This is a genomic window from Paenibacillus mucilaginosus 3016, assembly GCF_000250655.1.
Lineage (GTDB): Bacteria > Bacillota > Bacilli > Paenibacillales > NBRC-103111 > Paenibacillus_G > Paenibacillus_G mucilaginosus.
Window position 1 is genome coordinate 7,443,041 of sequence record NC_016935.1, and the last position, 21,141, is coordinate 7,464,181.

At 62.2% G+C, this 21,141-nt stretch carries 17 protein-coding genes; 5 read left to right on the forward strand and 12 right to left on the reverse strand.

Annotated elements, in window-relative coordinates:
• Positions 1–38: 38 nt before the first annotated feature.
• The 3 genes from PM3016_RS30815 to PM3016_RS30825 all read right to left on the reverse strand — a co-directional run bounded on the left by PM3016_RS30815 (position 39) and on the right by PM3016_RS30825 (position 4,463).
• Positions 39–746 carry a response regulator transcription factor gene (locus PM3016_RS30815; protein WP_013920336.1) on the reverse strand — a complete coding sequence of 236 codons (708 nt, stop codon included), beginning with the start codon at positions 744–746 and terminating at the stop codon, positions 39–41.
• Between the two features lie 32 nt (positions 747–778).
• The gene (locus PM3016_RS30820) at positions 779–2,911 is read right to left on the reverse strand and encodes a sensor histidine kinase (protein ID WP_013920337.1); all 2,133 of its coding nucleotides are present in this window, start codon (positions 2,909–2,911) and stop codon (positions 779–781) included.
• A gap of 181 nt (positions 2,912–3,092) precedes the next feature.
• Positions 3,093–4,463, reverse strand: coding sequence for an MATE family efflux transporter (locus tag PM3016_RS30825; RefSeq protein WP_014372105.1), 1,371 nt, complete (start codon positions 4,461–4,463; stop codon positions 3,093–3,095).
• A gap of 226 nt (positions 4,464–4,689) precedes the next feature.
• On the opposite strand from PM3016_RS30825, the gene PM3016_RS30830 reads away from it, so the two are divergent.
• Positions 4,690–4,878: a hypothetical protein gene (locus tag PM3016_RS30830; RefSeq protein ID WP_014372106.1), complete on the forward strand. Its 189-nt coding sequence runs from the start codon at positions 4,690–4,692 to the stop codon at positions 4,876–4,878.
• Here the strand turns inward: PM3016_RS30830 and PM3016_RS30835 are convergent.
• On the reverse strand, positions 4,868–5,647 hold the full coding sequence (locus PM3016_RS30835) for a class I SAM-dependent methyltransferase (RefSeq protein ID WP_014372107.1): 780 nt from the start codon (positions 5,645–5,647) through the stop codon (positions 4,868–4,870). The two genes, PM3016_RS30830 and PM3016_RS30835, sit on opposite strands and share 11 nt — an antisense overlap.
• 268 nt (positions 5,648–5,915) lie before the next feature.
• On the opposite strand from PM3016_RS30835, the gene PM3016_RS30840 reads away from it, so the two are divergent.
• On the forward strand, positions 5,916–7,475 hold the full coding sequence (locus tag PM3016_RS30840; protein WP_014372108.1) for an ATP-binding protein: 1,560 nt from the start codon (positions 5,916–5,918) through the stop codon (positions 7,473–7,475).
• A 141-nt stretch (positions 7,476–7,616) separates the two neighbouring features.
• Here PM3016_RS30840 and PM3016_RS30845 read toward each other — a convergent pair whose 3' ends face one another.
• Complete coding sequence (locus PM3016_RS30845; RefSeq protein WP_014372109.1) at positions 7,617–7,844, reverse strand: hypothetical protein; 228 nt, start codon at positions 7,842–7,844, stop codon at positions 7,617–7,619.
• A 166-nt stretch (positions 7,845–8,010) separates the two neighbouring features.
• Between PM3016_RS30845 and galE the strand changes: the two genes are divergently transcribed.
• Positions 8,011–9,018 carry a UDP-glucose 4-epimerase GalE gene (gene galE, locus PM3016_RS30850; protein ID WP_014372110.1) on the forward strand — a complete coding sequence of 336 codons (1,008 nt, stop codon included), beginning with the start codon at positions 8,011–8,013 and terminating at the stop codon, positions 9,016–9,018.
• 429 nt (positions 9,019–9,447) lie between these two features.
• On the opposite strand, the gene PM3016_RS30855 is transcribed toward galE, so the two are convergent.
• The 6 genes from PM3016_RS30855 to PM3016_RS30880 all read right to left on the reverse strand — a co-directional run bounded on the left by PM3016_RS30855 (position 9,448) and on the right by PM3016_RS30880 (position 18,186).
• Positions 9,448–11,343, reverse strand: coding sequence for a PrkA family serine protein kinase (locus tag PM3016_RS30855; protein WP_013920346.1), 1,896 nt, complete (start codon positions 11,341–11,343; stop codon positions 9,448–9,450).
• Between the two features lie 480 nt (positions 11,344–11,823).
• Complete coding sequence (locus PM3016_RS30860) at positions 11,824–12,027, reverse strand: YbdD/YjiX family protein (protein ID WP_014372111.1); 204 nt, start codon at positions 12,025–12,027, stop codon at positions 11,824–11,826.
• Positions 12,020–14,104: a carbon starvation CstA family protein gene (locus PM3016_RS30865; RefSeq protein WP_013920348.1), complete on the reverse strand. Its 2,085-nt coding sequence runs from the start codon at positions 14,102–14,104 to the stop codon at positions 12,020–12,022. Before PM3016_RS30865 ends, PM3016_RS30860 begins: the two co-directional genes overlap by 8 nt.
• A 118-nt stretch (positions 14,105–14,222) precedes the next feature.
• On the reverse strand, positions 14,223–14,957 hold the full coding sequence (locus PM3016_RS30870) for a LytR/AlgR family response regulator transcription factor (RefSeq protein WP_014372112.1): 735 nt from the start codon (positions 14,955–14,957) through the stop codon (positions 14,223–14,225).
• A gap of 39 nt (positions 14,958–14,996) precedes the next feature.
• Complete coding sequence (locus PM3016_RS30875; protein WP_014372113.1) at positions 14,997–16,742, reverse strand: LytS/YhcK type 5TM receptor domain-containing protein; 1,746 nt, start codon at positions 16,740–16,742, stop codon at positions 14,997–14,999.
• Between the two features lie 4 nt (positions 16,743–16,746).
• Positions 16,747–18,186, reverse strand: a complete 1,440-nt coding sequence (locus tag PM3016_RS30880; RefSeq protein ID WP_013920351.1) for a sn-glycerol-1-phosphate dehydrogenase — start codon at positions 18,184–18,186, stop codon at positions 16,747–16,749.
• 112 nt (positions 18,187–18,298) lie between these two features.
• On the opposite strand from PM3016_RS30880, the gene PM3016_RS30885 reads away from it, so the two are divergent.
• Positions 18,299–19,042 carry a DUF2161 domain-containing phosphodiesterase gene (locus PM3016_RS30885; RefSeq protein ID WP_014372114.1) on the forward strand — a complete coding sequence of 248 codons (744 nt, stop codon included), beginning with the start codon at positions 18,299–18,301 and terminating at the stop codon, positions 19,040–19,042.
• Between the two features lie 237 nt (positions 19,043–19,279).
• Complete coding sequence (locus tag PM3016_RS30890) at positions 19,280–20,044, forward strand: polysaccharide deacetylase family protein (protein WP_014372115.1); 765 nt, start codon at positions 19,280–19,282, stop codon at positions 20,042–20,044.
• A 164-nt stretch (positions 20,045–20,208) separates the two neighbouring features.
• On the opposite strand, the gene PM3016_RS30895 is transcribed toward PM3016_RS30890, so the two are convergent.
• The gene (locus tag PM3016_RS30895) at positions 20,209–21,138 is read right to left on the reverse strand and encodes an NAD(P)/FAD-dependent oxidoreductase (RefSeq protein WP_014372116.1); all 930 of its coding nucleotides are present in this window, start codon (positions 21,136–21,138) and stop codon (positions 20,209–20,211) included.
• Positions 21,139–21,141: the final 3 nt, after the last annotated feature.

Genomic DNA, 21,141 nt, shown 5'->3' on the forward strand with positions numbered 1-21,141 from the left:
GGGACTCATTTGTTTTCCAGGGAGCGGCCGTCGATGCTTTACGTCTCGGAGATGCCGCGGACGAACTTGTAGCCGACTCCGTGAACATTGATGACATACCGGGGATTGGCGGGGTCGGGTTCGATCTTTTTGCGCAGGTTGCTGATATGTACGATGATCGTCCGGGAGTCATTGAAGCACTCCTGTCCCCAGATTTCACGGAACAGCTCTTCGTGCGTGAACGTCTTCTCCGGACTCAGGGCAAGGAAGCTCAGCAGATCGAATTCCTTGCGGGAGAGCACGACCGTCCGCCCCTCCACCGTAACCGTTCTCGAGAGCCGGTCGATGGCGATGGGACCCACCTGCACCTTCATCCCGTTCGGCTCTCCTTCCGCGACCAGACGGGGCCGCCTGAGATTGGCCTTGACCCTGGCCACCAGCTCGTTCGGCGAGAACGGCTTCGTAATATAATCGTCACCTCCCAGGTTGAGTCCGTTGATTTTATCCTCTTCCTCCTTCCTGCAGCTCAGGAACAGAATGGGCGCGGAGGTCATCCCCCGCAGCTCCCGGCAGACCTCAAACCCGCTTGCGTCGGGGAGCATCACATCCAGAATCGCCAGATCCGGGCGCTCCCGCGCGGCCAGGGCCACCGCCTCGCCTCCGTTCGGAGACCAGACCACACGAAACTCGTTCTTCTCCAGGTACTTACGGATCATCTCACCAATCTCACGGTCATCCTCGACCAGCAGTATCGTTTGTCCCAGCATTCGATTCCACCACCACTTGATATTTCGACTTTCTACTTGACTGCTTCAACCGGCGCGGCCGATTCGTGAACCGGGATCGTAAACATAATCAGGGTTCCCTGCCCCGGCTCGGACCACTCGATCCAGATCCTGCCCCCGTGGGCCTCGACGATTTCCTTGGAAATGGACAGCCCGAGTCCTCCGCTCGTTTTGCCCGGGGAGGCGCGCCCGGAATAATGCCTCTCGAACACATAGGGCAGATCCTTCGGTTCGATGCCCCTTCCGTTGTCTCTGACACTGCAGCGCATCTCGCTTCCGTCTTCCGTGACGGTCACCTCGATGCGGCCGCCCCGCGACATGAAGCTCATCGCATTGAAGATCAGGTTGCCAAACACCTGGTGCAGCCGTTCCATATCCGCCTCCACCACCGCGAACTCCGCCCGTCCGGCTGCGTCCCCCGTCCGTTTCACCGTCAGATCATAAGCGATCCCGCTGTTTCTCGTATCGAGCTCGTACCTGCCGAACAGCAGGCCCGCGAGCCGGTCCACCGGAACCGGCCTGAACTTGAAGACGACCCGTCCCGCCTCCAGCTGCGAGAGCTGGAAGAGATCTTCGATGAGCCGGTCCATCCCGAGCACCTTGCCGTGAATCAGGCGGACATAGCGCTCCCTCTCTTCATCGGTATCGACCATCCCGTCCATGATGGCTTCCAGATAGCAGCGGATGGTGGTCAGCGGCGTGCCCAGATCATGCGAGATATTGCTGATCAGCCTTCTTCGGGAGCTCTCGAGACGGGACAGCTCCTCATTCTTGCGCACGAGCTCCCCGTTCGCCGCCTCGAGTTCGGCCGTGCGTTCCAGCACCTTGCTGTGCAGCCCGGAATTCAGGGCCGTCAGCGCCGCAGTCAGCTGCTCCTCCTGCACATAGGTGCGGGAGAGCTTCACCGACAGCATCACGGACTGCGAGAAGACGAAGAAGAGCAGGCCGAAGGCGGACAGCGTATCCCGGGATACCGCCAGTTCGTGGGCATAGAGCATGTCGCTGATCACCGTCGCGAAGAACAGCAGGCAGGAGACCAGCAGGAACCTCGCTCCCGTTCTCCTTCGCCTGGCGGCCCGGGCGGCGATCGTGATAATGTACACGGCGCAGAAGCTGATCAGCAGCTGAAGCAGAATCAGGGTCCGGGTAAACAGCACGGGAGGCAGGACGATGACCAGCAGCGCGTAGGCTCCGGGCAGGAGCGTAAACAGCCGCGTATACCGCTCCGAGCTCTCCTGCGGGAACGAATTCGAGAAGAAACGCGTAAACAGCGGGAGGCTCAGCACAGCCGTCAAATATTCGAGCGTCAGCTGGAGCTCCCCGTCGAGCCCCGGCAGCACCTTGACCAGCAGCACCTCGCCGAGCAGGGTGATTCTCAGCGAGAAGAGCAGACAGAACATGCCAAAGTAGAACATGGACCAGGACTGGGGCCTCGCGCTGAACAGGCCGAGATGATAGAGTCCCATGATCAGCAGGGAGCCGATCAGCAGGGCGTCGAACCCTGCCGCCAGATCTGCGGAGCGGTGGACGGCCTCCACCCCTCCGAGCTCGATGGACTGCCGGAGACCGCCTTTGGCGTGCGAGAAGTTTGCGATCTGCAGCACGATGTCCAGCTCCGCATTCCGGGAATGAAACATCGCCGTCGCCTTCGTATACTGCGGAACCGAGGCTTCCCTCGTGGTCCCCACCTCTCCGGCCGAGGCGACCGGCGTGCCGCCGACCCAGAGCCGGTAGGCGCTGTTCACCGGCGGAATTCTTACGGCAAGCAGCGAGCTGTCATCGGTTCCCGGCGGCAGCAGGACCCGGAGCCGGTAAGTGGCATAGCCGAGGCCCGGCAGTTTGCCCTCCGGAGACGGTAGGCCGGTCCATGTGCCGGGCAGCACGACGGGCCGGCCTTGCCGGGGAGGCGCCGCAGCGGCCAAATCGTCCGGCGTGAGCAGCTCGCCCCAGAACATCTCCCACTCTCCCTCCAGCAGGACTCCCCGCCGGAGCTGTTCCGGGTTGTCCAGGGTAAGCACTCCCTGCCGCGCCGCTGCGGGCGGCCCGTCCTGCCGCAGAACGGCCAGCCCCCCTGCCAGGACGAGTGCGAAGAGGCACATGGAAATGATCAGGACCGCACCGTATGGCCATAAGGTCCTGCTGAACATGCGGATGGTTCAACTCCCTCCGGTCGCTTCCGAGTCGCATATAGGACCAGCGGAACCTTATGTGTCAATTACATAATTCGATGCTTTTCTGTAAATTCCTTCAAACCACATGGCAGAACGCAAAGAACCTCTGCCGCGGAAGCCGAAGCTTGCCGCGGACAGAGGCTGCAGGCCGCTTTCTTCAGCCGCCGTGGCCCGGACTCTGCTTGACCGTAACCGAATACCAGTCGGTGCGGTAAAACCGGATGCACAGGACCACGGCGAAGGCGGCCAGGAAGGCATAGAGCGAGAACCAGGCGCCCATGCTCCCAAGGCCCGCCGTAAAGGTCAGGCCGTAGGCCAGCGGAACGAAGAGCAGCCAGTTCAGGATCAGCGACACCCTGAGCAGGAACGTCGTATCGCCGAGGCCGCGCAGCCCGCCCGCATAATAATTGAGCAGGCCGTCGAACAGCTGGAGATAGGCCGAGGCCATGATGAGCCGTCCGGCCAGCTCATAGACCGCCTGATCCTGGGTGTAGAGCCGGGCGACCTCGGTGGAGAAGACAAGCTCCGCCGTGCCCAGCACGAGCAGGAACAGGCTGCCGAGGACGGCCACATCCCCGGCCATGCGCCGGGCCCCCAGCGGATTCCCCCGACCGATCTCCTGTCCGACGAGGATGGTGGCCGTCGCTCCGAAGCCGAAGGCCGGCATGAAGCCAAGCCCCATGACGTTAAGGGCGATCTCATTGGCCGCAAGCGCTTCGGTGCCTAGACGGGTGACGAACATCGTGAACACGAACATCGCGAGGGACATAGCCAGCTCCTGCATGCCGAGCTTGCCGCTCTCCGCGAGGATGAGAGAGGCCTCCCCCCGGTCGACCGTCACCCGGCGTCTGGTGCCATAGCGTCCGTTCAGGCGGACGAAATACACGTAAGCGCTGCCGAGAAGTCCCAGGGCTTCGCCGATCAGCACCGCCAGGCCCGCACCGGAGAGCCCGAGCTCCGGGAAGCCCCAGCGGCCGTAGGTCAGCGTATAGGTGAAGAAGATCATCGCGACATTGGCGGCGATCGTCATCACCATAGGCGTACGGGTATCGCCGATGCCCCGGAAGAAGCCGTGCAGGATGAAGCTCAGGGTGAAGCAGGCGACCGCATACAGCCGGTACATCAGATAGCTGCCGCCCGCCGCGACCAGCTCCGGCGAGCCCCCCATCGCCCGCAGGATCAGGCCGGGAGCCAGCCACCCGGTGAGCACGGCCAGCACCGCGGCGGCGAGCCCCACGTACAGCGCGATGTAGGTACGGCGCACGGCCTGGTCCATCTGCCCGGCCCCGTAGTTCTGGGCCACCAGATAGTTCACGGAGTGCCCGAAGCCCGAGCACAGCGCCCAGGCGTTGTAGGCGATGATGTTCGACACCCCGACGACTGCGATGACCAGAGCCCCCATCCCGCCGACCATCATGAGATTGATGGTGCCGGTGACCGTACCGGAGGCGAAGGAGATGATCGAAGGCAGGGCAAGCGTGAGAATCAATTTCCAGTTCTGTGTCCATGCGGCAAGCTGACGTATCATAGCGCACCGTCCGTCCATCGAAGAGTAGGCTTTCCTTTCCATTGTGCCTCAAAGGCTCCGCAGGAACAAGCGCCAATCCCGTCGAAAAAACGGTTCTTTTTTCGGGCCTTGCAGGAGGAATTCCCTCCAGAATGTGGAATGAACTGGATGTGCACCCCCAATTCGCAAGCCGCCTGCGAATGCTGTACCAACAGCCTGAACGTCAGGCGGAGAGGCAGGAGAACCTATGAGCAATCCGCTGCAAGAGCTGACCCGTGAAATGAATGAAATCGAACGCCGCTACGCCGGGCTCGGCGCCCGGATGGAGCGGCTCGAGCGCCGTCTGTCCGAGATGGAGGAGAGAATGGATCACCTGGAAGATCAGGCCGCCCTCCTTCCGGAACGCACCGCGAACAAGGCGCCCGTTACCGTTTGACCGCCGTGATCCGCAGCCTGCGGTAATCCGCGATATATTCCCCGCCGCGGTACAGCTCCTCCCGGACGGCCTCCTCGCACCGGGCATAGGCCGCCTCCTTCTGCGGCTCACTCAGCCCCGAGAAGAACATGCCCGCGAAGGCATCCAGCCAGTTCCGCAGCCCCCGCTCCCCGTCTCCAAGCGGCGTCGGCCGATCATAGAGCTCCGCGGTGCGGACGTTGAGGCCCTGCGCCTCCAGCAGCGAGGCATATTCGCCGATCCCCGGGAAATACCACGGATTCCGTTCTTCCGCATCGATTCCCGCGGCCGCCAGCGCCGTGCGGATTCCCCGGTAGATGGCGGCAATATTGCCGCATCCCCCAAATTCCACGACGAGCCTTCCGCCGGGCCGCAGCGCCAGCGCCATGGCTTCGGCCGCCTCCGCCGGCCTGCGGATCCAGTGCAGCGCCGCGTTCGAGAAGAGGGCATCGTACGGCGCCTCCCCCGCCTGCAGCCGGAATGTCTGCGCATCGTCACAGCGAAATTGCAGGGCCGGATATTTGGCTGCCGCCTGTGCAATCATCGCTTCCGAGCTGTCGATCCCCGTGACATGGGCTCCGCTCTTCGCAATCTCCCAGGCCAGGTCGCCGGTGCCGCAGCCGATATCCAGAATGCGCTCCCCCGCCGCCGGCTGCAGCATGCCGATGAGGCTTTGTCCCAGCCGGGAAACATACCTGATTTTCTCATCATAATGGCCTGCATTCCAAATGTTCGCCGCTTTTTTGTTCATATCCGATCACGCTCCCACTATGTTATATTTTGCATTATCTTACAGCCGAACTTATTGTTCCAATATATAATTGTGATTATATTTATTGTTTTTGCCTATTAAATATACCCACCGAACCCCTGATATGGATTACTCACCCAGCCCCTTCCGTGTCCCGACCCGCCCCCTGTCTGCCATTCTCTGGAATGCCGCAAACGTTTTCCTGCTGTTCCCTGCCAGTTTTCCATGCTATAATGAATCGAATGCGACAGGCAGGTGATCTCATCATATGCAGAAAATCCCAGTCATCCGCGATAAAAAGAGCTCCGACATCACGATCATCTCGTCCGATGACGTAGTCAAGATCGAGTGCATCCGGGACAAGGAGTTCATCATCCATACCGTCTCCGACAAATATTACTGGGCGGCCTCCCTCGAGGTGTTCGAGGAATGGCTCTACGAGGAAGGATTCCGGCTCATCGACCAGATGAACGTGGTCAACATGAACCATGTCACCGGCTATGAACCCCGCAAAGGCGTCGTGACGCTCCGCACCGGCTCCTCCCCCCGATACAAGACCGCTTCCGCCGCATGGATTCACGGCGAGCATATTATGAACGTGCGCAGTCTTCTGGCCAAAATGAAGGAGCTCGACCAGGGCATTCCGCCGAGCCACGAAGGGGACGAGCTCTTCGAAACCGTTCTCGCGCAGGAGGAAGACCACCGCTTCGCCCGGTCCTACGCCATGATCAAGGCCTTGTACGAGAAGAAGAAGGCCGAGCTGCTGCTCGAGGAAAGCGAGCTGCGGTACAAGTCGCTCTTCGAGCACAATCCCGATCCGATCTGCTCCCTGAATCTCAACGGGATGCTGACCAGCATCAATCCGGCCATGTTCCAGGTCATCGGATACTCCGAGCAGGAATTGTCCGGCGGTACAATCGAGCCGCTCATCCTGCCCGAGCATTACCCCCGGTGGTTCCAGCACTTCCAGGAAACCCTGAACGGCTCCACGCCCCATTACGAGCTTACCTTCATCCACAAGGAAGGCTACCCCGTGGAAGCCAGTGTGCTGAACTTTCCGATCTTTGTGGGAAAGCAGATTGCCGGCGTCTACATGATCGGCCAGGACATCAGCGACCGCAAGCGTGCGGAAGAGATGCTGATCCGCTCCGAGAAGCTGTCGGTCGTCGGCCAGCTGGCCGCAGGCGTCGCCCACGAGATCCGCAACCCGCTCACCTCGCTGAAGGGCTTCGTGCAGCTGCTGCAGGGCAAGATCAACGGGTATGACAACTACTTCGACATCATGCTTGAAGAGCTCGACCGCATCAATTTTATCGTCAGCGAATTCCTGGTGATCGCCAAGCCCCAGTCCGTCCGGTTCCAGAAGAAGGACGCCGGAGCCATCCTGCAGAACACCCTGATGCTGATGGGGTCCCAGGCCTTGATCCACAACGTGGACATCCATACCCATATCGACCCCGATCTTCCTCCGATCCTGTGTGACGAGAACCAGATCAAGCAGGTGTTCATCAACATTCTCAATAACTCCGTGGACTCCATGCCTGCCGAAGGCGGCCAGATCCACATCGATTTCGGCCGGGCGGACCATGACCAGGTCCTGATGCGCTTCACCGACCAGGGCTGCGGCATTCCGGAGGACCGTCTCCCGCGGCTTGGAGAGCCCTTCTACACCACGAAGGAAAAAGGCACCGGGCTCGGGCTTATGGTGACCTTCCGGATTATCGAGAACCACGGCGGCACCCTGAAATTCCACAGCTCCCTAGGACAGGGCACCACAGTGGAGATCTTCATCCCCGCCGTCGTGCCGGGCGGAACGCTCGCCGTATAACACCGGAGCAGGACCGAAAGCGTCCTGCGGCCCGCAGAGGCAGCCTCCCCTGCCGCATACCTCTCAGCCCGAACACCAAACAGCCTGCCGCTCCGGTGAAGGAGCAGGCAGGCTGTCTGTCGGATCCGTCTTCCACTCTTCCTAATAATAAGGATACGGGCCGTACGGGTACGGCGGATACGGATAATACGGAACCGGAGCCGGAATCGGCAGCGGAAGCACGAGCGGCACGCCTCCCCAAGGGCCGAATTTGGGGTACCCGTAGTGCGGATATCCGTATTTGGGTCCCCATCCGTGGAAGACGCCGTACGGCGGACGTCTCATGTCGACGGGTGCGGATCTCGGAGCGGAACCAACCTTTTTCTGCATAGGCAAGGACCTCGTTTCAAGTTATAATCGGGTTCTTGGGACCCTCTTCTACTCTCCTGTATATGACACCCCCCGCGGAGGGTGAATGCCCATCGCCCGAATTGGGTCCCTGCCCAGCATCCCTTTCTTGATTCCCTACATATTATCTATCCGGAGGTTATAGTCCATGTCTATTCTGGTTACCGGCGGAGCCGGCTATATCGGCAGCCATACCTGTGTCGAGCTTCTTAATGCAGGACAGTCCATCGTCGTCGTCGACAACCTGTCGAACAGCAAGATGGAATCCCTTGAGCGGGTGCGCGAGCTGACCGGCCGGGATTTCCGCTTCTACGAGATCGACCTGCTGGACAAGGATAAGCTCGGCAGCGTCTTCGCCGAGAATGAAATCGAAGCGGTGATTCACTTCGCCGGCCTCAAGGCCGTCGGGGAATCCGTCGCCCAGCCGCTGCGCTATTACGAGAACAACATCACCGGCACGCTGAACCTGTGCGAGCAGATGCAGAAGCACGACGTGAAGAAGCTTGTCTTCAGCTCCTCGGCCACCGTCTACGGCATGTCGGAACAGGTGCCGATCACGGAAGCCTCACCGCTCTCCGCTACGAATCCCTACGGCCGTTCCAAGCTCATCATCGAAGAGATTCTGCGCGACCTGCATGTCTCCGACCCGTCGTGGAGCATTGCCCTGCTCCGCTACTTCAATCCGATCGGAGCCCATGCCAGCGGAAGAATCGGAGAAGACCCGAACGGCATCCCGAACAATCTCCTCCCTTACATCAGCCAGGTAGCCGTAGGCAAGCTCCAGGAGCTTCGCGTCTTCGGCAGCGACTATCCGACCGTCGACGGCACCGGGGTGCGCGACTATATTCACGTCTGCGACCTGGCTGCAGGCCACCTGAAAGCCGTGGACAAAGTACGCTCCACGACGGGCGTGGAGGCTTACAACCTCGGCACCGGCAAGGGCTACAGCGTGCTGGAGGTCATCCGCGCCTTTGAAGAGGCCTCCGGACAGAAGGTGCCGTATGCGATCGTCGACCGCCGCCCCGGCGATGTGGCCGTCTGCTATGCCGACCCGGCCAAAGCCCGCGAGGAGCTGCAGTGGACCGCGCAGCGCGGCATCGAAGAGATGTGCGCCGACGCGTGGCGCTGGCAGACGGGTAATCCGAAGGGCTACTAGGGCGCTCGGGCGCTCGGGCGCTCGGGTATATGATTTTGCGTTCCGTTGTGCTTCGCACAAAGGTCACTTTCAAAATCATATATCCTCGCTTGTATCAAATGCTTATCCGGGCGCTCGGGTATATGGTTTCTCGTTCCGTTGTGCTTCGCACAAAGGTCACTTTCGAAACCATATATCCTCGCTGGTATCAAACTGCATATTGCCGCCTCCTCAGCCTGAAGGCAGGCAAGTGCAAAAAAGAAGCCTCCACCCTTGGATCGGGTGGAGGCTTTCTTGCCAAGACGGCCGGCTCTTCCAGCGGCGGAGAAAGAAAATCCTCCTTGCCGGAGGATGAGGTCGGGCTGTAAAGCGGCGGAAGCCTGCGGCGTCCGCGGGTAGGACAGGCTGCTCACTGCGCCTGATGCACCGCACTAAAGCGCGAAGCCGGACTTACCGGTTCAGCAGGCTGCCGACATAGCGCAGCAGCTCGTTGGCCGAAGCCGTGGTGTAGCCGTGCTCCTCGACCAGCCGCTTGATGACTTCGTTGATCCGCTTGAGCTGGTTGCCGTCCGGCGTTTTGGTGGACGTCGTGATTTTGACGATATCCTTGAGGTCGGCGAACAGCTTCTTCTCGATCGCCTCGCGCAGACGCTCGTGGCTGCTGTAGTCGAAACGCCGGTTCTTCCGGGAGTAAGAGGACATCCGGATCAGGATCTCTTCGCGGAACGCCTTCTTCGCATTCTCGGAGATGCCGATCTGCTCCTCGATCGACCGCATGAGCCGCTCATCCGGATCCATCTCTTCGCCCGTAAGCGGATCCTTGATCTTGGCCCAGTTGCAGTACGCCTCGATGTTGTCGAGGTAGTTGTTGAAGAGCGTCTTCGCCGACTCGTCGAAGGAGTACACGAATGCCTTCTGCACTTCCTTCTTCGCCAGCTCGTCGTATTCCTTGCGCGCGATCGAGATGAAGTTGAGGTACCGCTCCCGCTCCTCCTTGGTGATCGAAGGATGCTGGTCGAGTCCGTCCTTCAGCGCCCGCAGCACGTCAAGGGCATTGATGAACTCGAGATCGTGGCGGATGAGCGCGCTGGAGATGCGGTTGATGACATAGCGCGGATCAATCCCCGACATGCCCTCTTCGAGATACTCATTCTGCATCTCTTTGAGATCCGCTTCCTTGTAGCCCTCGACTTCCTCGCCGTCGTACATGCGCATTTTTTTGACGAGGTCCATGCCCTGCTTCTTCGATTCCTTGAGACGGGTCAGGATCGAGAAGATCGCCGCGGCGCGGAACGAATGCGGGGCGATATGCACATGCTTCATGTCGCTCTGCTGGATGAGCTTGGAGTAAATCTTTTCCTCCTCGGACACCTTGAGGTTATAAGGAATCGGCATGACGATCATCCGGGACTGCAGCGCCTCGTTCTTCTTGTTGGCGATGAACGATTTGTACTCGGATTCGTTCGTATGCGCGATAATCAGCTCATCGGCGGAGATGAGCGCGAAGCGCCCGGCCTTGAAATTCCCCTCCTGCGTCAGGGAGAGCAGGTTCCACAGGAATTTCTCGTCGCACTTCAGCATCTCCTGGAACTCCATGATGCCCCGGTTCGCTTTGTTCAGCTCCCCGTCGAAGCGGTAGGCGCGCGGATCGGATTCCGAGCCGAACTGGGTGATCGTCGAGAAGTCGATGCTGCCCGTAAGGTCGGCGATATCCTGGGACTTCGGATCCGACGGGCTGAATGTCCCGATCCCGACCCGGTTGTCCTCGGAGATCAGCACCCGCTCCACCAGCACATCCTCGATGCGTCCGTGGTACTCGTCGCGAAGACGGATCTGGCACGACGGGCAGAGATTGCCTTCGATCTTCACTCCGAGCTCCTTCTCCACCTCCGGCCGCAGCTCGTGCGGGATGAGATGCAGCGGCTCTTCATGCATCGGGCAGCCCTGGATGGCGTACACGGCGCCGGCATCGGTCCGGGAGAACTGCTCAAGCCCCCGCTTCAGCATCGTCACCAGCGTCGACTTACCGCCGCTCACCGGACCCATCAGAAGCAGAATCCGCTTGCGCACTTCGAGGCGGCGGGCGGCGGAATGGAAGTACTCCTCCACCAGCTTCTCCACAGCGGAATCCAGACCGAATATTTCTTTGTCGAAGAAATTGTACCTCCGGCGCCCGTTCTCCTCCGTGATGCCCTGGGAGGCGATCATCTCATACACCCGTGCATGCGCCGTCATGGCCAAACGCGGATTCTCGCGGAGCTTCTCCACATATTCGGCGAAGGAACCAACCCAAGCCAGTCTTTCGGTTTCCGTGCGGTGGTCGGCGATTTTTTTGAATAAGCTCATGATTCTAACCTCCTAAGGGTTTTGCCAAGCAAAACCTACTTCGAAAGCGTCGGCTCGCCCAAAGCCGTACCTCGGAACCACATGAGGCACAGCAGGAGACAACCCGCGGTTACACATACGTTGTCAGAAAGGCCTTGAGGTCATCTTCTGCTGCTTCTGGTGGAGACGGCAGCGGCTTCGGCGGTGGATACCGGCGGCAGTACTTGCTTGGACAGCATCGGCGTGAGTTTCCTATGGATGACAGCGCGTCAGGTTACTTTACAACCCTCTTCATGTTCTGAAGTGTATTAAATACCTATGCAGGAAGAGGGACGAAGTTGCCCGAAATTTTAGACAAAATCAATAAAAGCAGCCGAGCCCCCCCTTGCACCAAACATTCCCTGGGAATGGAAGGTATTCATGACAAACACCCTCACGGCATGCGCCGGAGGGTGTTTGTTCCTGTATGGACAGGGCAGCCGGAGGCCTGGACGCAGCCCCTCAGCAGCACCGGGAGACTTTGCCTCCCTTGGCGTTGTAGCGGGCATCCTGGGCTTCCCGGAAGAACTCCTCCCGCGTCTGGACGGGGAGCTCCGGGTGGCATTCCTGCATATGCTTCACATACGTTTCATAGTTGGGTACGCCGACGAGCAGATCCAGGAACTGCTGCCGGTACTGGAGCACGGTCTTCACGCGCTCAAACATAGGTCGTCGCCTCCCGGCCGTCCTGCCCCCGCGCCACGTACGGCGCCTCGTTCACTTCAAGCTGCCCCTTCGCCAGCACGCGGTACCATGTACGGAGGGCGGACAGGAACACAAGAAGGACGATGATCATGAACAACCCGCACAAGGCCGCATCCACGTAATCGTTGGTGATGATCTGCTGCATCTGGGCCATGTTCTTCGCCGGCGCGATCAGCTTGCCTGAGGCCATCGCTTCCTTATATTGCGCGGCATGCTTCAGGAAGCCGATCTTCGCTTCGGGATGGAACAGCTTCTGCCAGCCCGCCGTCATCGTGACGACGAGCAGCCATGCGGTCGGCACCAGGGTAACCCAGGCGTACTTCTTGCGGCCCATCTTGAGCAGAATCGTCGAGCCGAGAATGAGCGCCATGCCGGCCAGCATCTGGTTGGCGATCCCGAAGAGCGCCCACAGCGAGTTGATGCCGCCGAGCGGGTCCACCACGCCCTGGTACAGGAAGTAGCCCCACCCCGCTACGCACAGGGCGGTCGCCACGACATTGCCCAAGGTCGACTCCGTATTCCCAAGCCGCTTCGAGAAGCTCCCGAGAATCTCCTGGATCATGAAGCGCCCTACCCGGGTGCCGGCATCGATGGTCGTCAGGATGAACAAGGCCTCGAACAGGATGGCAAAATGATACCAGAACGCCATCAGCGCTTTCCCGCCGATCACCCCGGAGAGAATATGCGCCATGCCGATGGCGAACGTCGGCGCCCCGCCGGTCCGCGACAGAATTGTTGTCTCGCCGACGTCCTTCGCGAGCCCCGTGAGGTCATCCGGGGTGATGGTGAAGCCCCAGGAGGTCAGCTTGGCGGCCGCCTGCACGGCATCGGTGCCGATCGCGGCCGCAGGCGAGTTGATCGCAAAGTAGGCGCCCGGCGTAATGACGCAGGCGGCGATCAGCGCCATGATCGCGACGAACGATTCCATGAGCATCGCGCCGTAGCCGATCGGCCGGGCGTGCGACTCCCGCTCGAGCATCTTCGGCGTCGTGCCCGAAGAGATCAGGGAGTGGAACCCCGAGACGGCGCCGCAGGCGATCGTGATGAAGAGGAACGGGAACAGGTTGCCGGCGAACACCGGGCCCGTGCCGTCGATGAACTTGGTAGTGGCCGGCATCGCAAGCTCCGGCATCACCACGAAGATGCCGAGCGCCAGGCCGACGATCGTGCCGATCTTCAGGAACGTCGACAGGTAGTCGCGGGGCGCAAGCAGCAGCCAGACCGGCAGCGCCGAGGCGATGAACCCGTAGGCGATCATCATCAGGGCGATCGCTTCGCCGCTGAAGGTGAACATCGCCGAGAGGTACTCGGACTCCGCCACGTACTTGCCGGCGATCAGAGAGCCGAGCAGCAGCACAAGCCCGATCAGCGAGGCTTCCACCACCCGGCCCGGCCGGATATAGCGCATGTACATGCCCATGAGCAGAGCGATCGGGATCGTGGCGGCAATCGTGAACATGCCCCACGGCGAGCCGATCAGCGCTTTGACGACCACGAGCGCCAGGACGGCCAGCAGGATGACCATGATGCCGAGGATGCCCACCATCGCGATGGCGCCGGCGACCGGCCCGAGCTCCTCCTTGATCATCTCGCCCAGCGACTTGCCGTTCCGGCGGGTCGAAGCGAATAGGATGACGAAATCCTGTACGGCGCCGCCGAGAATGACGCCGATGACGATCCAGAGCGTTCCGGGCAGATAGCCCATCTGGGCGGCGAGCACCGGACCGACCAGCGGGCCGGCTCCGGCGATGGCCGCGAAGTGGTGCCCGAAGAGCACCCATTTGTTCGTCGGCACGTAGTCCTTGCCGTCGTTCTTGAGCTCCGCCGGCGTCTTGCGGTTATCGTCGAGCCCGAACACCTTGTGGGCCAGGAACCGGCTGTAGAACCGGTAGGCTACGGCATAGCAGGACACGGCGGCGATGATGAGCCACATCGCATTCACCGACTCGCCCCGGTTCAGGGCGATCGTGGCGAACGCGAATGCGCCGAGTACGGAGACGATCCCCCATAACAGGATGGATTTGAAGCTTCTTGCCACAGCATTCCCCTCCAATGGATATGATAGCGCTTGCATTGTCTTTATCCATCAGTATAAACGCTTCCCTGTCCGGGAGGAATGCCTGCGGCGCAACATGTCGGCGCCCTCTTCCAACGTGTCAGATTTCGAGCTTCAAACGCAGTTCCTTGACGTAATTGCGGCTCACCGGAACGGTCGTGCCGGCCTCGTCGTCGATCCGGACATCATAGGCGCCGTTGATCCAGGACTTCAGCTCCGTGATCGCAGCAAGCCGGACGAGATAGCTCTTGTGGCAGCGAAAAAATCCGTAAGGGGCCAGCTTCTGCTCCAGCTCCTGCAGCGTATAGCCTACCGGGTACGCCCCGCCGCCCGTGTGGACGAGCACATGCTTGCCCTCTTTGCTGATATACTGGACCTCCGCCGGGAAGACGTATTTGATCCCTCCCTCGACCTCCAGTGCCAGCTTGACGCACCCTCCTCCTGCCGCCGCCGGCTTCGGCGTCACAGGCACCGCGGCCTTGCGCAGTTCCCGGAATACCTCCGCCACCTCCTCCTCGTCATAAGGCTTCAGCAGGTAGTGGAAGGCGCGGAGCTTGAACGCATCCACCGCATATTGGTCGTAGGCGGTGGAGAACACAATCTTCAGCCCCGGCTGAAGCTCCGCCAGCAGCTGTGCCACCTGGCGGCCGCTGAGGTCCGGCATGTCCATATCGAGGAAGAGCAGATCGGGCTGCTCCTCCTGCACCCGGCGCACCGCCTCCATGCCCCCCGATGCCGTAACCACGCTCAGGACATCCGGAATCTGGCCGGTCAGGTAAGCGAGCTCCTCCCGCGCCGGCGCTTCATCGTCTGCAATAACCACCTTGTATCCCATGAATGCTCCCTCCCTTCTTTGGCCGAAGAAGACGGCTCATTATTGTTCGTGAATCGAAACCTGACTGCCAGGTGATTCTCCCTCGGATAGGGCCAAAAGAACGCACCACGCACTCCGGAAAACCCGGCTCATCCAGGCCGGCTCATCCAAGCCTTCGGGCCGCCGGCTTGGTCGGCTCCGCCGGTGCCGGTATGCGAAACCGGACCAGCGTCCCCCGCCCGGTTCGCTGCGGATCTCGAGCGGCTCCTCCGTCCCGTAATGGTACCCGAGCCGCTGGGCGATGTTGTCGAGGGCCATGCCCGCGTGCTCCTCTCCCCCGCTCCGCTCCCCGTGAAGCGGCATGCCGCTGCCGTTATCCTCCACGCTTACCTCCACCTCCCCGCCCTGCTCCCGGATGCGGATGCGGATCAGTCCGGGACGGCCGCTGTTGCGCGTGCCGTGCAGAATGGCGTTCTCCACCAGCGGCTGGATGGTAAACGGCGGGAGCAGCCGCTCCACCGCCCGCTCATCGATCTCCGTCACGAGCTGGAGCTGATCCCCCAGCCGGGCCTGGGTCAGGCTGAGGTACGAAGTGACAAGCTCGAGCTCTTCCCGAATCGTGATCAGCGTGCGGGAGGAATTCTTCATATTGGTCCGCAGGAAGCGCGAGAGCTGGGTGACCAGCGTCCGGGCCTCATCCGGCTTCGTGCGGATGAACGACTTCACCGTATTGAGCACGTTGAAGAGAAAATGCGGGTTCATCTGCGCCTGCAGCGACCGGATCTCGGCATCGGCGAGCAGCTGGGCCTGCCGCTCCGCCTCCACGAACGCATACTGCTGCGACATCAGTCCGGCCAGTGTCCGCAGCATGAGGCGGCGGGAAGGGCTGAGCTCCCGGACGCGCTCATAGAACAGGCGGAATGCGCCCAGGGTTGTCCGGTTCTGCGTCTCCAGCGGCAGGTCGATGAAATAAGCCGTCTTCCTCCCCTGATGCGCGAGCTCCGAGCTCCCCTTCAGGAAGGAGGCCCCCACCGCCTTCGTCTCCTCATTGAGCGTCCGGGCCACCTCCTCCACGGCCCGGTCGAACGGCAGCCGCCAGAGCGGCATCGTCAGATCCGCAATATGCAGCGCCTTGCGTGCATGCTCGGTCCCGATTCGGTCCTCCTCGCTCTCGATCGTCTGGTAGAGCACAAAGAACAGGGCGACACCGATCGAATTCGCCAGGGTCTGCGGCCCGCCGATCAGCGAGACCAGCGTCAGCGCATCATGCCAAGGACGGGCGATGAGGAGGATCAGCCCCATCTGCAGCAGCTCAGCCAGCAGGCCTGCGAGGAAAGCGAGGCGGATCGCGGACGAAGACGCCCGGCGCAAGCGCTTACGAAGCGGTCTGCGGCACAGCCCGCCGAGCAGGCCCTGCAGCAGCGGCGCAATCATGCACGCGACGGCGACGAAGCCGCCGAGGCTGTACCGGTGCAGCCCCGCCAGGCCGCCGACGAGCAGGCCGATCCACGGGCCGCCGAGCAGCCCGGCGATCACCACGCCGACCGAGCGGGAGTTCGCGATCGCCGATGCCGGTGAGATCTCCCCGATCCAGGGGGCCGGCCGGTAGCTGTAATCGGTGACGGTGACGCCGGAGTAGGTGCCGAGCATCGCATACAGGCTGAAGAAGAGGACGAACCTCCACGGGTACGTCCCGTCCCCTCCGTAGCTCATATACCCCCGCATCCACCGGCTCCGCGAGAAAACAAAAGCCAGAGCGATCAGAAACCCGACCCGCTCCAGCATATCGACCAGCAGATGAAACATTCGGCTACTCCGTCTGTGCCTGTACGCCCGCCGCCACCTCAGGCTGTGCCGCCGTACCTGCCAGCCACTCCTGCAGGCGCAGGATCGTGTAGCGGCTGCGCACGTACTTCGCATAGCGCAGGCTCTGCTCCACGAGCTCCGGCTCCACGCCCAGCTGCGCTTCCGCCACCGGCCCGCCGGCGCGGCTGAGCCACTGCGCCATCTGCTCCGGCCCCGGAACGCTGCGGCAAACGGCCTGCACGGCCTCCCAGCGCGAAGCGAGGCGCTCGCCGATCCCCCGCAGCAGCGCTTCGCGGCCTGCCGGGTCCAGCTCCGCGGCATTCTCCGCGCGCACCTGATCGGCGATCGTGCCGTAGCCTGCCGCGATGGCGGCTTCGGCCTGCGCCGGCGACAGGAACGCCGGATCGGCGAGACGCTGCGCAGCGGCAGCCCGGACCGCTTCGGCGCTCAGCTGCGCCGTCTGCGCATACAGGCCGGCCATGCGCACCGCCGCCACGCCGACCTTCGCGCCGTGCAGCAGCGCCCGGCGGCGCAGCTGCAGGAAGCGCATCTCCCAGAAGTGGGAGAGGTGGTGCTCCGCGCCGGAGGCCGGACGGGAATGACCTACGATCAGCATGGAGATCCCGGAGAGGATCAGGCCTTCCATCAGGCGGCGCTGCCCTTCCTCGGTGCCAGCCGCGATCTCGTCGACATGATCGACGCAGCGGGCCAGCGCCTGCCGGGTCATCTCGGCGGAGAGCTCGCACACATGCTCGTCCAGCAGCAGCCGGCCGAGCTCCCAGTCGGCGAGCGACGTGTACTTGCCGAGCATGTCGCCGAAGCCGGCGGCGGTCAAGGTCTGCGGCGCATGCGCGAGCAGCGCCAGGTCCGCGAAGACGGCTTCCGGGGCGCAGGCCGGGACCGTCTGCTTGAAGCCGCCGAGGATGAGCGGCGCGCCTACGGAAGCGAAGCCGTCGACCGACGAGGCGGTGGGGACGCTGAGGAACACGCGGCCGGTCTTGAACGCCGCGAAGCGGACGATGTCGTGGAGCGTGCCCGAGCCCACGGCGACGATCGCCTGCGAGGCGGCGTCCACGTGCAGCAGCAGCTGCACGATGGCCCGCTCGTCCGCGGCGAGCTCCCCGTGTTCATCCTCGGTGAGCACGACCAGCCTGGCGTCAAGCTGCGCCTCCCGGCAGCGCCCCAGCAGCTCTTCACCGGCGGCCTTGGCCGTGTGCCGGTCGCACACCAGCAGCAGCGAGCGGAGCTCCCTCTCCTGCGCATAGTCCGGCAGCGCCGCCAGCGCGCCGCGCTCAATGATCACGCGGCGGATCGGCACCGCGTGGTCCTTCCCGCAGCTTTCGCAGTAGAAGCTGCGGCCGAGCCACGGGTCAATCTCCCCCGCCTGCTCCAGCCCCAGCCCTTCGGCGCGTTCCAGTTTCCATCCAAGCTCCATATCCATCATTCTCCGTCTCCTCTCTCATCTGCACTCTCCCCTATTATACCAAATCTATCCTATGGAATCTGTGCTATAATTGCAGGTACGAACAAAAGTCGAACGGAAAGGACGGGTCCCCTTGGCCATCAAAAGCGAAACGGAGCTCTACGCTCCCGTCAAAGCCTATCTCGAGGAGCTCGGCTACAGCGTCCGCGGCGAGGTGCGCCACTGCGACGTGGTAGCCGTCCGCGGCGAGGAGCCGCCGCTGATCATCGAGCTCAAACGCAGCTTCTCCATCCCCCTGCTCCTGCAGGGGATCGACCGGCTGCGGCTCACCCGCTCCGTCTATGTCGCCTTCGAGCGGCCGGCCAAGGGCAAAGCCCCGCACAGCGCCACGTGGCCCGAGCTTCGCAAGCTCTGCGGGATGCTCGGCCTCGGCATGATCACCGTACAGTTCTACAAGACGCGCAAGCCCCGCGTGGAGGTGGAGTGCCATCCGCTCGAAGGTCAGGCGCTGTACCCGCTCGCTTCCCCGCCGCGGCACAGCAAATACGCCGCGGGCAAGCTGCTCCAGGAATTCCAGGAGCGCCGGGCGGATTACAACGTGGGCGGCAGCTCGAAGCGCAAGCTTGTCACCGCCTACCGGGAGAAATCGCTGCAGCTCGCCAGCCTCCTCGGCAGCCATGGGCCGATGAGCCCGAAGCAGCTCCGCGATCTTACCGGGCAAGCCCAAGCGGCGTCGATGCTGCAGAAGAACTATTATCTCTGGTTCCGCCGGGTGGAGCGCGGAGTCTACACACTCAGTCCGCAGGGTGAAGAAGCCCTCAAGACTTACGCGCATGTGGTCGATGGGCTTCCTTCCCTGGACATGGCACAGAGATAAGGCGCCGGGATGGGCCGGCTCCTCGAGTTGCCGCACTCGGCCTGCGCCTGCTGCTTCCCATCCATTTCGGGCCTTGTTCAGGCCTTGGGCCGCTTCCTCACGGATCGCCCTCAGGCCCTCCCCGTCCCCGTTTTTTTGACAGCGCTTCCTATAAATATGCATCACCCGCCGGGTACCCGGGTACATATAGGTAAAGATGAGCTTTTCCACCTTATCCCATGGAAGGAGCTGCTCCCCATGTCTCTGACCGCTCGCCGCTGTGCCCGATTATTCCTGCTTGTTTGCTGCCTCCTGCTCTCCGTTTCCGCATCCGCCGTCTCCGCTCCGCAGCCTGTGCGCATTCCTGTGCTCAACTACCACAGCATTACGGTAGATCCAGGCAACCGGGCCACGATCACCCCGGTGAAATTCGAGGAGCAGATGACCCACCTTGCCGAGAACGGGTACACCACACTCACCCTGCGGCAGTTTACGGACATCATGGAAGGCCGGGAGACCGCTCCCGAGAAGCCGGTCCTGCTCACCTTCGACGACGGCTACGCGGACAACTACACGGAAGCCCTGCCCGTCCTCTCCCGCCTCGGTCTGAACGCCACCCTCTTCGTCTCGCCGGGGGTCTCCGCGGCCGATCCTTACTTCCTGACGTGGGACCAGATCCGGGAGATGCACGAAGCGGGCTGGGACATTCAGCCGCACGGCATGAGCCATCCCCATCTGCCGCGTCTTAGCGCAGCGAAGCAGGAAGCCGAGCTCACCGAGGCGAAGCGGCTGATCGAAGAGCAGCTCGGCACGACGGCCGACGTCTTCTGCTACCCTTACGGGGAGTACAACCGCACGACCCTGCGCCTGCTCAAGAAAGCAGGATACCGGTACGCCTTCACGATCAAGCAGGGCGTGACCCTCCCGACCCAGGATCCCTATCGGTTGACCCGCATCTTCGTAAACGGGGAAGAGTCCTTCGAGACATGGCGAAACAGGCTGGAGAAGGCATATCAGCCTTGATTCCAGCCCTTGACCCCGGAGACTCAATCGCGGCTTCGGCAGCCCTGCCGCCGGTTGTCTTCAGCCTGGCAGGGCTCCGCAAGCCCCGCGCTTGCGCGAGCTTCTCACAGATCAGCTTGGCCAAGCCCCGGGCATCACGCCCTTGCGCTATGCTACAAGCCCTCTCACCCGCTGTGTTCCACGGTCATCTGCCGAAGCCGCTTCACCAGCTCCTTGTGAATCCAGATCGCCGCCAGCGCCCCTTCGCCCATCGCGATGCTTGTCTGCTCCGCGTGGATGCCCACGTCTCCGGCCGCCCACACGCCGGGGACGCCGGTCATCTTCGTCCGCGGGTCGGTGACGATATGCTTGTTCTCGAGCCGCTCGATCCCGAGCGGCATCGCCCAGTCCGTGATGACCCGGTTGCCGCCGAACGCGATGAAGGCCCGCTCGCCTTCGATCACGCGTCCGTCCTTGAGCCGGACGCCGCGGAACGACTTGTCTTCGCCGCCGAGCACTTCCTCGATTTCTTCCTCTATATATTCAATGCCCCTTGCTTCCAGCGCTTCCCGTTTGGACGTGGACACCGCCGAGCGGTCATGGTTGACGTAGGTGATCCGGTCGGTCCAATAGCTGATCGCCATCGCCATGCCCGAGCCCGCCTCGCCTGCGCCCATGACGACCGCCTTGCGGTCCATCACCTCGTAGCCGTCGCAGTCCGGGCAGATGTAGATGCTCTCCCCGAGCCGCTCCTCGAGTCCGGGCAGCGGAGGGAACCGGTCCATGACGCCCGTAGCGATCAGCAGAGTCTGGCTCTTGAACGAGCCGCCGTCTCCGGCCAGCGCCACCTGAAACTGGTCATCCGACTTCGCCGCCGCAATGACCTCATCCTCCAGAAACTCGACGCCGAGCCGCTCCGCATGCCGGCGGCCCCGCTCCCTGAGCTCGGGACCCGAGACTCCCTCGGGCCAGCCCAGCAGGTTGTGATAGCTGCCGCACAGGGCGGAGCGTCCCTTCTGCTTGTCGATGACCAGCACCTTGTGCCGGTACCGACCGAGTTGAATGGCGGCCTGGAGCCCGGCGATGCCTCCGCCGACAATGATGCAATCGTACATTCC

Excerpts from the sequence above, each read along its gene's own strand:
- PM3016_RS30870 (WP_014372112.1), bottom strand. The coding sequence starts at position 14,957 with ATGGGATACAAGGTGGTTATTGCAGACGATGAAGCGCCGGCGCGGGAG.
- PM3016_RS30875 (WP_014372113.1), bottom strand. The coding sequence starts at position 16,742 with ATGTTTCATCTGCTGGTCGATATGCTGGAGCGGGTCGGGTTTCTGATC.
- galE (WP_014372110.1), top strand. The coding sequence starts at position 8,011 with ATGTCTATTCTGGTTACCGGCGGAGCCGGCTATATCGGCAGCCATACC.
- PM3016_RS30845 (WP_014372109.1), bottom strand. The coding sequence starts at position 7,844 with ATGCAGAAAAAGGTTGGTTCCGCTCCGAGATCCGCACCCGTCGACATG.
- PM3016_RS30835 (WP_014372107.1), bottom strand. The coding sequence starts at position 5,647 with ATGAACAAAAAAGCGGCGAACATTTGGAATGCAGGCCATTATGATGAG.
- PM3016_RS30890 (WP_014372115.1), top strand. The coding sequence starts at position 19,280 with ATGTCTCTGACCGCTCGCCGCTGTGCCCGATTATTCCTGCTTGTTTGC.
- PM3016_RS30825 (WP_014372105.1), bottom strand. The coding sequence starts at position 4,463 with ATGATACGTCAGCTTGCCGCATGGACACAGAACTGGAAATTGATTCTC.
- PM3016_RS30895 (WP_014372116.1), bottom strand. The coding sequence starts at position 21,138 with ATGTACGATTGCATCATTGTCGGCGGAGGCATCGCCGGGCTCCAGGCC.
- PM3016_RS30860 (WP_014372111.1), bottom strand. The coding sequence starts at position 12,027 with ATGTTTGAGCGCGTGAAGACCGTGCTCCAGTACCGGCAGCAGTTCCTG.
- PM3016_RS30830 (WP_014372106.1), top strand. The coding sequence starts at position 4,690 with ATGAGCAATCCGCTGCAAGAGCTGACCCGTGAAATGAATGAAATCGAA.
- PM3016_RS30840 (WP_014372108.1), top strand. The coding sequence starts at position 5,916 with ATGCAGAAAATCCCAGTCATCCGCGATAAAAAGAGCTCCGACATCACG.
- PM3016_RS30815 (WP_013920336.1), bottom strand. The coding sequence starts at position 746 with ATGCTGGGACAAACGATACTGCTGGTCGAGGATGACCGTGAGATTGGT.
- PM3016_RS30855 (WP_013920346.1), bottom strand. The coding sequence starts at position 11,343 with ATGAGCTTATTCAAAAAAATCGCCGACCACCGCACGGAAACCGAAAGA.
- PM3016_RS30820 (WP_013920337.1), bottom strand. The coding sequence starts at position 2,911 with ATGTTCAGCAGGACCTTATGGCCATACGGTGCGGTCCTGATCATTTCC.
- PM3016_RS30880 (WP_013920351.1), bottom strand. The coding sequence starts at position 18,186 with ATGATGGATATGGAGCTTGGATGGAAACTGGAACGCGCCGAAGGGCTG.